This window comes from Kitasatospora sp. NPDC059646 (genome assembly GCF_042734615.1).
Lineage (GTDB): Bacteria > Actinomycetota > Actinomycetes > Streptomycetales > Streptomycetaceae > Kitasatospora.
Genome location: NZ_JBHWDS010000018.1, coordinates 16,616 through 27,620 on the forward strand (window position 1 = coordinate 16,616; position 11,005 = coordinate 27,620).

The 11,005-nt window shown below is 68.6% G+C and carries 10 protein-coding genes; 8 read left to right on the forward strand and 2 right to left on the reverse strand.

The window, feature by feature from the left end:
* Positions 1 to 237 precede the first annotated feature (237 nt).
* Complete coding sequence (gene groL, locus ACFV1L_RS15265; protein ID WP_380366033.1) at positions 238 to 1,860, forward strand: chaperonin GroEL; 1,623 nt, start codon at positions 238 to 240, stop codon at positions 1,858 to 1,860.
* A gap of 89 nt (positions 1,861 to 1,949) precedes the next feature.
* Here the strand turns inward: groL and ACFV1L_RS15270 are convergent, their stop codons facing one another.
* Positions 1,950 to 2,414 (reverse strand): very short patch repair endonuclease, encoded by a 465-nt coding sequence (locus ACFV1L_RS15270; RefSeq protein WP_380366035.1) that lies wholly within the window; start codon positions 2,412 to 2,414, stop codon positions 1,950 to 1,952.
* Between the two features lie 79 nt (positions 2,415 to 2,493).
* On the opposite strand from ACFV1L_RS15270, the gene ACFV1L_RS15275 reads away from it, so the two are divergent.
* From ACFV1L_RS15275 to ACFV1L_RS15305, 7 genes are all read left to right on the forward strand, one after another.
* Positions 2,494 to 3,732 (forward strand): DNA cytosine methyltransferase, encoded by a 1,239-nt coding sequence (locus ACFV1L_RS15275; RefSeq protein WP_380366036.1) that lies wholly within the window; start codon positions 2,494 to 2,496, stop codon positions 3,730 to 3,732.
* 57 nt (positions 3,733 to 3,789) lie between these two features.
* Complete coding sequence (locus ACFV1L_RS15280) at positions 3,790 to 4,803, forward strand: DUF4928 family protein (protein WP_380366038.1); 1,014 nt, start codon at positions 3,790 to 3,792, stop codon at positions 4,801 to 4,803.
* A gap of 122 nt (positions 4,804 to 4,925) precedes the next feature.
* Positions 4,926 to 5,768 (forward strand): hypothetical protein, encoded by an 843-nt coding sequence (locus tag ACFV1L_RS15285; protein WP_380366040.1) that lies wholly within the window; start codon positions 4,926 to 4,928, stop codon positions 5,766 to 5,768.
* 2 nt (positions 5,769 to 5,770) lie between these two features.
* Entirely contained in the window at positions 5,771 to 7,084 is a 1,314-nt protein-coding gene (locus tag ACFV1L_RS15290) for a hypothetical protein (RefSeq protein WP_380366042.1), read from the forward strand.
* A complete protein-coding gene (locus ACFV1L_RS15295; RefSeq protein WP_380366044.1) occupies positions 7,081 to 8,961 on the forward strand; it encodes a DEAD/DEAH box helicase in 1,881 nt (626 codons plus the stop codon). Before ACFV1L_RS15290 ends, ACFV1L_RS15295 begins: the two co-directional genes overlap by 4 nt.
* A gap of 23 nt (positions 8,962 to 8,984) precedes the next feature.
* A complete protein-coding gene (locus tag ACFV1L_RS15300; protein ID WP_380366045.1) occupies positions 8,985 to 9,902 on the forward strand; it encodes a DUF3883 domain-containing protein in 918 nt (305 codons plus the stop codon).
* A gap of 54 nt (positions 9,903 to 9,956) precedes the next feature.
* Positions 9,957 to 10,313, forward strand: coding sequence for a hypothetical protein (locus ACFV1L_RS15305; protein ID WP_380366047.1), 357 nt, complete (start codon positions 9,957 to 9,959; stop codon positions 10,311 to 10,313).
* A gap of 58 nt (positions 10,314 to 10,371) precedes the next feature.
* On the opposite strand, the gene ACFV1L_RS15310 is transcribed toward ACFV1L_RS15305, so the two are convergent.
* Positions 10,372 to 11,001 carry a hypothetical protein gene (locus ACFV1L_RS15310; protein ID WP_380366049.1) on the reverse strand — a complete coding sequence of 210 codons (630 nt, stop codon included), beginning with the start codon at positions 10,999 to 11,001 and terminating at the stop codon, positions 10,372 to 10,374.
* Between the last annotated feature and the right edge of the window lie 4 nt (positions 11,002 to 11,005).

Sequence of the window (11,005 nt, forward strand, 5' to 3'; positions counted from 1 at the left end):
TCTCCGGCCCGGCCTGCGGGTTTCCCGGAAGGGTCGCCGGAGCGTGCCGAATGGGCTTGCACTCGGCACCCCTGAGTGCTAATCATTGGCGTTAGCACTCACAGCGTGAGAGTGACAACGGACCGGGCCGGTGAGGCCCCGGAAGCGGTAGGGGACAGGACCCCCGCTCTCCTGGGCCGTCCGTCGCGGGCACCCCTTGGTCCGAGCAGTCGACCGTGTCCCGGAGGACCACTTCTGATGGCCAAGATCATCGCCTTTGACGAGGAAGCCCGCCGCGGCCTTGAGCGTGGCATGAACCAGCTTGCCGACGCCGTGAAGGTGACGCTCGGCCCCAAGGGTCGCAACGTCGTCCTGGAGAAGAAGTGGGGCGCCCCCACGATCACCAACGACGGTGTCTCCATCGCCAAGGAGATCGAGCTCGAGGACCCGTACGAGAAGATCGGCGCCGAGCTCGTCAAGGAGGTCGCCAAGAAGACCGACGACGTCGCGGGTGACGGCACCACCACCGCCACCGTGCTCGCCCAGGCGCTCGTCCGCGAGGGCCTGCGCAACGTCGCCGCCGGCGCCAACCCGATGGCCCTGAAGCGCGGCATCGAGAAGGCCGTCGCCGCCGTCTCCGACCAGCTGCTGGCCCAGGCCAAGGACGTGGAGACCAAGGAGCAGATCGCCTCCACCGCCTCCATCTCGGCCGCCGACACCCAGATCGGCGAGCTCATCGCCGAGGCCATGGACAAGGTCGGCAAGGAAGGCGTCATCACCGTCGAGGAGAGCAACACCTTCGGCCTGGAGCTCGAGCTCACCGAGGGCATGCGCTTCGACAAGGGCTACATCTCCGCCTACTTCGCCACCGACCTGGAGCGCATGGAGGCGAGCTTCGAGGACCCGTACATCCTCATCGCCAACTCCAAGATCTCCTCGGTCAAGGACCTCCTCCCGCTGCTGGAGAAGGTCATGCAGAGCGGCAAGCCGCTCGTCATCATCGCCGAGGACGTCGAGGGCGAGGCCCTGTCGACCCTGGTCGTGAACAAGATCCGCGGCACCTTCAAGTCCGTCGCCGTCAAGGCCCCGGGCTTCGGCGACCGCCGCAAGGCCATGCTGGGCGACATCGCCATCCTGACCGGCGGCACCGTGATCTCCGAGGAGGTCGGCCTCAAGCTCGAGAACGCCGGCCTGGACCTGCTGGGCACCGCCCGCAAGGTCGTCATCACCAAGGACGAGACCACCATCGTCGACGGCGGCGGCGACAGCGACCAGGTCGCCGGTCGCGTCAACCAGATCCGCGCCGAGATCGAGAACTCCGACTCGGACTACGACCGCGAGAAGCTCCAGGAGCGCCTCGCCAAGCTGGCCGGCGGCGTGGCCGTCATCAAGGCCGGCGCGGCCACCGAGGTCGAGCTCAAGGAGCGCAAGCACCGCATCGAGGACGCGGTGCGCAACGCCAAGGCCGCCGTCGAGGAGGGCATCGTCGCCGGTGGTGGCGTCGCCCTGCTGCAGGCCGGTGTCGCGTTCGAGAAGCTGGAGCTGGACGGCGACGAGGCCACCGGTGCCAACATCGTCCGCGTGGCGCTCGAGGCCCCGATCAAGCAGATCGCCACCAACGCCGGCCTCGAGGGCGGCGTCGTGGTCGAGAAGGTCCGCAACCTGCCCGCCGGCCACGGCCTGAACGCCGCGACCAACGAGTACGTCGACCTGATCGCCTCCGGCATCATCGACCCCGCCAAGGTCACCCGCTCCGCCCTGCAGAACGCCGCCTCCATCGCGGCGCTGTTCCTCACCACCGAGGCCGTCATCGCCGACAAGCCGGAGAAGGCCGCTGCGGCCGCCGGCGGCGGCATGCCGGGCGGTGACATGGACTTCTGATCCGATTTCCTGATCGGGTCTGTCGTTCTCACGCCGAGGGCGGCCTCCTCCGGGAGGCCGCCCTTGCGGCGTTCGGCTCCTGAGGCGGGTCAGAGCTGCCCGTGGATACGGCGGGCTTCGATCAGCGCGGCCTCGACGCGCGCCGCAGCCTCGATCGGGTCCTCGTGCTCCCACACCCGCACCACAGTCCAACCGGCTTCCGCGAGGCGCTGGTTGGTGTCCGCGTCGCGAGTCCGGTTCCGCTCCACCTTCGAAGCCCAGTAGGTGCCGTTCCGCACGGCGACGGTGTGATGCTCCGGGCAGCCGTGCCAGAAGCAACCGTCCAGGAAGACGGCGACCTTGGCCCGGGTGAAGAGGAGGTCGGCAGTACGCCGCAGCTCCTTCAACGGGCGGGCGGACACCCGGTACCGAAGTCCACGTGCGTGCACGGCACGGCGCAGTGCGAGCTCGGGCCCGGTGTCCCGACTGCGGTTGGCTTGCATGCTGGCTCGCACCGCGTCGTTGGACGCCCAGGACTCGGTTTCCTTCGGTACTTCGGCCGCTTTCCCAGTCACCTCTCAACCGTATGCGACGGCACGGACGGCAGCGCTGTTCTTGCGAGTGCTGTCGGCGCTCTCCCGTAACATCGGCGAGGTGACCTCAGAGCTCTCCTCCGACACCGGTATGTCCGCCCCGAACGCAACGGCTCCGGGCGCCGCGCAGTTCGTCGTAGCCGAGTTCTTCGCCGGGATCGGCCTGGCCCGATTGGGCCTGGAGCGGGCTCAGGTGGGCTTCGAGGTGGTGTGGGCGAACGACCTGGACCCGCAGAAGAAGGAGATGTACGCCGGCCAGTTCTCCGACGCCGAAGAGCACTACGTGCTTCGGGACATCAGGGAGATCGCCTCGGACATCAGCTCCGCGTCCGTCCCCGAGAGTCTCTCGCTGGCCTGGGCGTCCTTTCCGTGCACCGATCTCTCGTTGGCCGGCGGCCGATCCGGCCTGGCAGGTCAGCACTCGAGTACCTTCTGGGACTTCACCAACGTCCTGGAAGCGATCGGTGAGCGCGACGGCGCAGTGCCGCCGCTGGTGGTGTTGGAGAACGTGAACGGGTTCGCCACCAGCCACCAGGGGGCTGACATCAAGGCGGCGATCGAGCGGCTCGACGGGCTTGGTTACTGGGTGGACGTCGTGACCTTGGACGCCCGTCGGTTCGTGCCGCAGTCCAGGCCTCGACTCTTCATGATCGCCAGCACACTGCCGCAGCCCCCAGCCGACGATCGGCGCGACACCGAACTGCGCCCTGCTTGGCTCAACCCCGCGCTCGACGCCGATTTCCGCATCCACCGGACTCTGTTGCCGGAGCCGCCCGGGCTGCGCGACACGGGGTGGACCGCCTTGGTCGACGCCGACGACGACCCGCACGTCGAGTGGTGGAACGCGGCCCGAGTGGCGAAGTTCGTCGACCAGCTCTCCGGAATCAACCTCGTACGCATGGAGCGGTTGAGCAGCGAGCCCGAGGTCTCCTACCGGACCGCGTACCGTCGAACGCGCAACGGCGTCCCGGCGTGGGAGATCCGGGAGGACGATGTCGCCGGCTGCCTCCGCACGGCCCGGGGCGGGTCGTCCAAGCAGGCTGTGGTGCGCATGCAGAAGGGAGAGCCGCTGCGCGTCCGGTGGATGACCGCACGGGAGTACGCCAAGCTCATGGGCGCAGACGACTACGTTCTCCCGAGCAGGAGCAGCCAGTCGGTCATGGGCTTCGGCGACGCGGTCTGCGTCGACGCGGTGGCTTGGCTGGCCGAGCACTACCTTCAGCCGCTTCTCACCGGTGAGCTTTCAGGCTCGCCCGTGCCCGCGCCCCGATCCGAACCCGAGTACCGGACCGCGGTCTGAGGCAGCCGGCGCCTGCTTTTCCCGGTCACAACCCCTGTTCACGATCAGGAGGAACGCATGGTTGCCCTGCGGCCCGGAACAGTCACGCCCTCGGTCACGGCCGTCGCGGACGGGCTGAGGGAGAAGCTCCATGAGTGGTACGAGGCCAGGCGCGATCCCAAAGGCGGCACCGTCCACACGAACGTGATGTGTGCCGGCCTCTACGTGACGGAGTTCCTGGCCGATGCCTTCCCGCTCCTGCCGGACCATTACAGGACGAAGTCCCAGGTGAAGGGGGCCGGAGGCGCACAGGCCGCCAAACTTCTCGCCGAGCACGGCGAACACCGCAAGTTCAGGAGCGAAGGCGGCCGTACCTCCCGCGCGACGCTGGATCACGCGCAGCAGATCGTCGACCTGCTGAACGCCGAGGGGGATGCCCTCGGCGTCGGTTCCCTGACCGTATTGGAACGCGGGGCACTGGCTGCGCTGCTTCAGAAGTGGTTCGTCGATCGGGCCCGCGAAGACTTCTTCAACCGCCTGCGCATCGAGGTCCCGATCGACCCGAGCCGTCCGGTACGCAACACAGTGGCAGACCTTCTGGAGGCTGCTTCGAAGCGTGGAGGCACCGCCGCCGGGGCCGTGGCCCAGCATCTGGTCGGGGCGAAGCTCAAGCTCCGCTTCCCCGACCGGGAGATCAACGTGGAGAGCTATACGACCGCCGACTCGCAGACCGGCCGGGCCGGTGACTACCAGATCGGCGACACAGCGATCCACGTGACCATGGCACCGGGCTCCAGGGTCTTCGAGGAGCGCTGTGCGGAGAACCTCCGCCAGGGGTACCTCGCCAGGGTGCTCGTACCCGATGCGGCCCTGGCCGCTGCCGTGCAGAACGCTCGGATCGCCGGTGTCGGAGACCTGGTCGCCATTCAGTCGATCGAGGACTACGTCGGAACCACCGTCGAGGAGATCGGGGGGATGGAACAGGGCGGAGTGCGGGTCCAGCTGCGCCGTCTGCTGGAGGAGTACAACGCCCGCATCGATCAGGCCGAGTCGGACGCCTCGCTGAAGATCGAGATCCCGGAGAACCTCTGAGGTCCTCGGATCCCCCGCGCAGGGGCACACCAGATACATATGATCTCCCCAATCCGCGCTGAGCGATCTTCCGCCGTGTCGGGCTGCGGGGCGGGAGCCTGTTGGGGAAGGAGACGGGGACGTTGGAGCTTGAAGACGCTGCGCCGTGCCGGCACGCCGGGGCACCGCCGAAGTGGGCCGTCGACGCGGCATCCAAGCTGATCCGGGACCTGGGGCGGGAAGAGGCGCTGATCGCCAAGTATGGGCTGACGAGCGAGGAGTTCAAGGCCGCTCTGCCCGCAGCGATCGAGAGCGTCCGCGGCCGCAAGAGCGCGGAGACATCCGACCGAACGGCCTTTCTGGGCAGCGTACTTCAGGAACTGCTGAGCCAAGGCCTGGTACAGGGCCTGGAGCGGCCGAAGGCCGGTTCCGACACCGTCTACCGTCTCACCGTCGCGGGAGTCGGCGACATCGCGGTGATCCAGAAGGGCTGTCCCGACGGGAGGCACAGCAGCGTCAGCTGGTCCGCCCCGGAATGGGCACAGGAGACCTATCTCTGGTGGCTCTGCGACAGCATGCGGTACGAGCCCGGCGAGCACATCGCCAAGGGCGTCAACCGGCTCCGCAACCGGTTCTTCGGCGACTATCCCGACACGGTGGACGGCGTCATCTTCCACAACAACCTGTGCGGCACGGCGACTCGTGTCTGTCCCAAGTCCGCCCACGCCATCGACATCGGCGGCGTGCGAGTCCCGCCGCCCTGCATCTACGTCATGCCGGATCGGACCGACGGCGCGACGGACTGGAACTGGGACGGGGAGACCAGGCGTCACTTCCCCACGCTTCTGCTCAGAGCCTTCGGCATCGTCGAGGAAGAAGCCGGGCTCTACGTCGGCCATGTCGGGTTCCAGCGGCGAGGCACGACCGAGCAGACCGTCATCACCGCTCGCTACGGAGCTCAGCGCGTCACCACCTACAGGAGCTGACCATGCAGTTGCACATCCTCGACCCCGACCGCGCGGCGTTCCTCGAAGCGCGTCACAAGAAGGGCTCGGTGACTGTTCCGGCGTGGCCTCGCGAGGATCGCGACCTCCCGCAGACAGAGGTGCCGGTGGAGTGGGTCCGTTTCTCCACGCTGAATCACCGGACAAAGGCGGAGCAGCTCAGGGAATCGCGGAAGCACGGCCGCGACGACCTCTTCACGGCCGACCCGCTGGGTCCGGAGGCGCAGGAGGCACAGTTCGCCATTCTTCGGAGCCAGGGCCAGTTCGACGAGCTCAAGGCCGACCTGCTGGACCGTGGGCAGCAGGAGCCGGCGATTTTGACGGCCGACGGCGTACTGATCAACGGCAACCGGCGTGCAGCGGGGCTGCGTGCGCTCCACCGGGAGGGAAACCTCAAGTGCCAGTACGTGAGGTGTCTTGTTCTCCCGAAGGACGCCTCTGCCGAGGAGTTGCTGTACCTCGAGGCCGAGCTCCAGGTGGCCCGCGACTTCAAGGCGGACTACTCGTGGGTCAACGAGGCGTTGATGATCGAGGACCTCTACGAGCGAGCCCAGCGCAATTGGGACAGCGTGGCGAAGCGGATGCACCGGACGGTGGCGGACGTCCGTCGGCAGTACGACAAGTTGCAGCTGGTCCATCAGCTGGTTGCGCGTTCCGGGGGCACTCGACTCATCGTCGACTTCACGGACAACGAGTCGGCCTTCGACGAGTTGGCCAGGCACATCAAGAACAAGCCCGCGCGCGAGGCCGACGTGGTCAAGGAGGCCTACTTCCTGGGGATCCTGTCCGAGGTCAACTACCGCGATCTGCGGCACCTCCAGAGGAAGGACGCCGTCGACCTGGTGGCGAAGGAACTGGCCAAGGAGCCGACGCTCAGGTCGGTGCTCGAGGCTGCCGGCGCCGCGGAGGACGAGGCGGACGAGCTGGACCTGCTGAGCGAGTTCGCGCACGAGGACGACGATGAGTCGTCGGTCGCCGACCTCGTCGACCTGGTGGCATCGACCCGCCCGGAGTCGGGGGTCGATCTTCCGGGCGGCGGGCGGGCGCAGATGCAGCACGTGCGCCAGAGTCTGCGGACCGCGATCACGGCTGCCGCCCGTGAGGCCCGGGATCTGGAGCAGGAACAGAACGCCATAGACGCGCCGCTGAAGCGCCTCGACGACGCCATCTCCGACCTGCGGCGGATTCCCGCTCTGCTACCCAGGGCCCGTGCCCAGGTGGACTGGGACGAGGCCGCCTTCCAGCTGAAGATCCGCGAATTCGAGGCGTTGCTCGAGGACATTGAGGGCGTCCGTTGATCCAGGCGGAGCTGGTTCGGACAGGCCGTCCCGTCGTCGTCCTCGAACGCGGTCCCGGGGCGAACCCGGGGGCGTGGGCGGAGCTGTCCGAAGCCGTCGGCCGGGGTACGGTCGGCGGCTCGGCCGACCGTATCGATGTCCGGGTCGACGTATTCCTCGCGGAGTTGACGGTCGTGGCGAGGATACGGAAGAGGTTCGGGCAGGCGGTTCGGATAGGGCCTGCCCTGCAGGGCCAGCTGCAGACGTTGATCGAGGACCGCCGGCGGCGCGAGAGCGTGCTCCGGGGCAAGGAGCGGGACAGCGAGGGAGACCTCTCGCAGGAACTCGCCGCTGCCGGTTTCCGGCGCCAGCTCAAACCGTTTCAGCTGGACAACCTCGCGGTTCTCCTGCAGCTGCCGCACGGCGCGGATTTCTCCGTCCCCGGCGCAGGAAAGACGACAGTGGCGTTGGCGAACTTCGCCGTGAATCGGGCCAGGGGGCACGTCGACCAGCTTCTCGTCATCGCGCCGCTCGCGGCATTCCAGGCCTGGAAGGAGGACTCGGAGGCGTGCCTCTCGCCTCTGCCCGCCCTCACCGTTCACTCCTCCGGGGCGTTGATCCGGGACGATCTGGACATCCTCCTGACCAACTACAACCGGGCGGCGGCCGACTACGACCGGATCCTGGAGTACGTCACGCGCCGACCGACGCAGGTCGTCCTGGACGAAGCCCACCGGATCAAGAAGGGCGAACAGGGCGTGCATGGGCGGGCCGTGCTGGATCTCGCCTACACCGCTCGGCGCCGGGACGTGCTGACGGGCACGCCTGCTCCCCAGGGGGCGCACGACCTGGTGGCCCCGTTGCGTTTCCTCTACCCGGGGCAGGATCATCAGATCCTCCCGGCGGGGGCCTACTCGGAGCAGGACGGCCGGGATCCCGTGGTCGTCGCGGAGACGAGCAGGGCGATCGAACGTTATTTTGTGAGGACTCCCAAGTCCCAGCTGAATTTGCCGCCGACGACCTTCGACGTCGTCGCGCGGCCGATGGGGCAGATCCAGAAAGCCGTCTACGAGGCCCTGGAAGGCAGGTACCGGGGGGAGTTCGCACTCGGCGTCGACGACCGTCGCAACTTCAGCCGGATCGGGCGGATCATGATGTACCTGCTCGAAGCGGCGACCAACCCCATGCTCCTGTCGGCGGGGTCGGACGAGAACGACGAGGCCGGGTTCCAGCACCCGCCCATCGAGCTCCGCGGCGACGAGCAACTGGCGCACCTGTTGCAGCAGTACGGGGAGTACGAACAGCCGTGGAAGTACCGCGAAGTCGAACGGATCGTCCGCGAGGCGGCTGCGCGGAACGAGAAGGTCCTGGTCTGGTCGACCTTCGTACGGAATCTCAAGCTGCTGCGGTCGGTCCTCAAGGACTTCCAGCCGGCCATGGTCCACGGTGGCGTCCCGCCGGCCGACGGGGCGCCCGCCGGAGCGGTGACGAGGGACGACGAGTTCAACCGGTTCCGGGAGGACGTCGATTGCACCGTTCTCCTGGCCAACCCCGCGGCCTGCGGCGAAGGGGTGAGCCTGCACCACTGGTGCCACAATGCGGTTTACCTCGACCGGAGCTTCAACGTCGGCCACTACCTGCAGAGTCAGGACCGCATTCACCGCCTTGGGCTGGGCGACGACGTGGTCACCCGCTTCACGCTGCTGATCAGTGAGGAGAGCATCGACGAGGACGTCCACGGCCGGCTTCGCGAGAAGATCGTGGTCCTGTCCGAGTTGATGAACGACCCCGGTCTCGTCCGAGCCGCTCTGCCGGAACCCGATGCCGGTGATTCCGAGCCGTTCGCGCTGGCCGACGATGTCGCGATGCTGCTGCAGAGGCTGCGAAGCCGTCGATGACTCTCCTACCGCGCCACGGAACGGTGTTCGGCGTTCAGTTGCTGACCGATGTTGCCTCGCTCGCGCCTCGGGGCAGCCTTGGGGCCTGGCTCCAGGCAGCCCGGGCGCACAGCTCCCATCTGATCGAGGCACTCGATCTCGCTGCCGTCGCCCGCTCTCTGGTCGATGCCGGACTGGTCGACGTCACGGACGGAGTGAGCCTCGGCCGGCGGTTGTCCGCCGTCGCCGAGTTCGGCGACCAGCGAACGCTGCAAGACGTGGCGCGGGTCCTCCTGGTGGCGGACCCGCCGCCCTGGTTGCTGCCGGCCACTCGCACCGGTGCGGTCGTCCGCGCATACATCCCGACCGATGACCTCAAGGCACTGACCTGGTTGGAAGCCCACCTGGACCGCCTGCTGCTAGACGCGAGTGCAGAGGTGCGGGCCGAAAGCGGTGAGGCGATGAGAGAACGCCTCGGGGAGGCCGCGGAGCAGGTGGTCCTCCATGCCCTGCGACAGTCGGGCCACCGACCGATCCAGGTGTCCCGGATCTCCGACTCCTTCGGCTACGACATAGAGGTCAGAGGGGCGACGCCCGACCGGATCGAGGTGAAGGCTGCCAGCGTGACGACGATGAACAGTTTCCACCTGTCCAGGAACGAGTTCGAGACCGGGATCCGGTACGGCGCGCAGTGGCGACTCGTCCAGGTTGTGTTCGACAACGCGGCGTTCGCCGCCGGGGTCATCGAGCCTCGACACCTCGCTGCGCTGCGGGAACTCGAGCCCGGTGCGATCGCCCGGCTCGTACCCGCGGATGTGCCGAGCTTCGTGTGGGAGCAGTCAGCTGTGCTGACACCGGACGAGAGCGACTGGCGGCCGGCAGGCCTCGACATCGGCACCGGCCTCCGCCTGCCGGGCTTCGCTGCTCCGAAAGGTTCGGCCCCGGCGTCCACGCGGGGCTGACGCCCGGCTCGGCGGCGGAGGCCTGTTCTCGGCGTTCTTTGGGACAATGGGCGGATGGCCAGCCCCCAGATCGAAACCGCCCTGCACAACGCGCGTGCGCTGATCCTCGCCGACCTCACCGCGCGGGACGTCGCCGACGCGGCGATCGTCTCCCTCGTCGAGGACGCCGTCACCCACCGCCGCTGGTGGCTCGAACAGTGGCCCGACGGCAGCGAGTTCGTTCTCGGTCTGATCGCCCAGGACGTGCAGGACGCGCTGCTGGAGTCCTACGGGCGGTGGCCGCTCTGCGCCGCCTGCGCGGCCGAGGACGATCCGCACGCGCTCGGCGTGGAGCCGGAGCTGGGGGCGGACCCGCACTGGGTGTGCGGCAAGAAGGGCGTGGTCGTCGCTCCGGTGGGCGGGCTCTCCTGAGGGACGGGCGGCCGGGGTCCGCGTCCCTCGCCCGTGGGCTTCCCCCGCGGGCGTTCGGTCAGGCCTCCAGGTCCTTGAGTTCGGCCTGCATGTTCGCTCGCGCCTGCGCGTCGTAGCGGTCGTGGGCCTCGGGGGTGCGGTAGAGCGCCGGGAGGGCCAGGAGATGGCGGAGGATCGCGGAGCGGCCCTCGCGGAAGGCGTGCGGGGGGACGAAGGAGTACTCGTCGCGGACGGCGGCGGTGTAGGCGGCGTACTGCGCGGGGGGTGAGCCGAGGACGGCGAGGTCGGCGTCGCAGAGGACCTCGCCGTTGTGGTCGCCGGGGGCCGGGTGGTGGGTGACGGTGAGGCGGACCAGCCGGGCGACCTCGTGGACCAGCGGCTCGGGAAGGCCGGCTTCGCGCAGGGCGCGGCAGGCGAGGGCGGCGCTGCGCTCCTCGTTCTCGGAGCGGTCGGGCCGGTAGACGGCGTCGTGGAACCAGGCGGCCAGGCGGACGGCGTCCGGGTCGTCGGCGTGGCCGGCGAGCTCGTCGATGCGGTCGAGGACGGCCCGCAGGTGGTCGGTGGTGTGGTAGCGGCGCTGCGGTTCGGCCCAGCGGTCGAGCAGGTCGCGGGCGTACGGCTCCGGGTCTGCGGTGGCGCCGCAGCGGGTGAGCAGGGCGTGCCAGCGCTCGGGCAGCGATGCGGTCATGACG

Excerpts from the sequence above, each read along its gene's own strand:
- groL (WP_380366033.1), top strand. The coding sequence starts at position 238 with ATGGCCAAGATCATCGCCTTTGACGAGGAAGCCCGCCGCGGCCTTGAG.
- ACFV1L_RS15280 (WP_380366038.1), top strand. The coding sequence starts at position 3,790 with ATGGTTGCCCTGCGGCCCGGAACAGTCACGCCCTCGGTCACGGCCGTC.
- ACFV1L_RS15290 (WP_380366042.1), top strand. The coding sequence starts at position 5,771 with ATGCAGTTGCACATCCTCGACCCCGACCGCGCGGCGTTCCTCGAAGCG.
- ACFV1L_RS15305 (WP_380366047.1), top strand. The coding sequence starts at position 9,957 with ATGGCCAGCCCCCAGATCGAAACCGCCCTGCACAACGCGCGTGCGCTG.
- ACFV1L_RS15310 (WP_380366049.1), bottom strand. The coding sequence starts at position 11,001 with ATGACCGCATCGCTGCCCGAGCGCTGGCACGCCCTGCTCACCCGCTGC.